We start from the raw sequence: 1,510 nt of genomic DNA, 5'->3' as shown, positions 1-1,510 counted from the left end.
TAATTGTTGACGCTTCAACTGCTGAAACTCTTCCTGGACTTTGTCCTTTGCCAAGGGCATCACCGTCACTATTTTTAACCTCATTAGCTATGAACAAAACATGATCGTTTTTGCCTATATCATCTACACTTGTAACAACTTTATATTGAACATCAAAATTTTTAATATTGTCCATTGTGACTGTAGAATTATTGTTAAAAGAACTTATTCCAGTCCCTTCAAACTCATTTATACTAATAGTGCCCGAGCTTTTATTAAACATAGTTTTAGATAAATCAGAACCTGACAAATTAACAATTGTCAAAGTCATTTTTACATTAACCTCTCTTTGTATTAGTTCTGATCGACCATCCGCTCCTTTTGTAACGGTTGATTTTAAAACAGTAGTTATAATATCGTCTGGAGCCATCCCATCAGGATCCACAAAACGCACCGGATTATCAAACGCATAATTGTATGGACTATGACGACGCATCTTCTCCGCTAGAGGATCTACGACTCCCCATCTTCCAATATCCGGCATATAAAATCTCGCCCCATAATCATACATCCCTGTTTCTGTCTGCAATTCCTTACCGTTGTACTTGTACTGATAAGCATTTCCACTTGTAGCCGTATAATTATGCAATAATCCAAAAGGATAATAATTATTTTCTTCAAGAACTTCTATGCTGCTGCCATTTTTAAAGTAGCTTAGTCGTACGTTCCCCAAATGGTCCGTATAATTGTAAATATAAGAATTATTTGGAAAACTATAGTATCCTTCAGAAGTCGGAACAAACTGTAATTCAGTACCTGTCATCGATGATATTGAAAATTTATACTGAAATCCGTCCAAATACGAAGTGTAGTTCGTTACTGCATTCTTATAAAAAGATTTCCCGACTTTTATGCCATCTGCCCTGTAAGTATAGGATGTTATTGATCTGCCCTTGGTGGTTGGATTGGTGGTTATGCTGACAGGAAGGTTCAGAAAATTATAAACAATTTCTGAAATCCCTTTATCCAGCAAATTAGTCATATTCCCGTTAGCATCATAATTAATCACATTGGGAGCAGCAATATAAGGATATCCTTTGCTGTTTCCCGTCTGCTCTTCAGTTACTTTAGTCAGCCTGTTTCCGATATAATCATATTTAAGATTGTCGATCATCATGGCTGTGGAACTTCCGGCTACAATCCCTTCGGATCTTTTTAGCCGGATAATATTTCCGTTAGCATCATAATCAAGCTTCTCAAAATATTCTTTGGCTGTTTCACTGCCTGCTTTCTGGTAGAATCCCGCTTTAAGCCTGTTAAGCGCATCGTAAGAGTAACCATATCTTTTTAAAGATGCATTTTGCTCTGTTCCGACTTTCCAGTCCACTTCGGCAATGTTGCCATTGTATTTTGCTTTTACTATAAGATCGGGAAAGTCTGAATTTGGAATTTCAAGTCCCTCCACCTGATTGTATTTAATCTCATACCCAAAGAGTTTGCTGCCTAAATTCTTCGGATCATTAATCTTGGT

At 36.9% G+C, this 1,510-nt stretch carries 1 protein-coding gene; it reads right to left on the bottom strand.

The genetic code is table 11. The features are described from left to right. A partial coding sequence (locus AC0N32_RS19760) for an RHS repeat domain-containing protein (RefSeq protein ID WP_476395545.1) occupies positions 1–1,510 on the bottom strand: 1,510 nt, incomplete at both ends.

The organism is Chryseobacterium endophyticum, from assembly GCF_056333165.1.
The sequence above is the reverse complement of the archived record's forward strand: the minus strand, read 5'-3'. Positions and strand labels throughout refer to the sequence as shown.